Genomic DNA, 256 nt, shown 5'->3' on the forward strand with positions numbered 1-256 from the left:
CGCCGTCGCGGTTGGCGACCGTGTTGCCGAGCAGGCCGACGATCTCCTCCTCGTGGGCCCCGTCGAAGACCGGGGTGGCCATGTTGGTGCGCGGGGCGATCTTCTCGAAGCCCTTGTCGCGCAACCGCCCGGCCCACGCCTCCTGGACGCCGGAAAGGTCCCAGCCCCTGGCCGCGATCCAGCCGAGGTGGGTCTCCAGCACCTGACCGACGTTCATCCGGCCGGGCACGCCCAGCGGGTTGAGGATGATGTCGAC

1 protein-coding gene is annotated in these 256 nt (G+C 70.7%); it reads right to left on the reverse strand.

The window, feature by feature from the left end; all coding sequences use genetic code 11:
- The coding region (locus tag FAF44_RS54135) for a hypothetical protein (protein ID WP_237111248.1) at positions 1 to 256 on the reverse strand (256 nt) is incomplete at both ends.

Origin of the sequence: Nonomuraea sp. MG754425, from assembly GCF_021699195.1 — a bacterium.
Taxonomy (GTDB): domain Bacteria; phylum Actinomycetota; class Actinomycetes; order Streptosporangiales; family Streptosporangiaceae; genus Nonomuraea.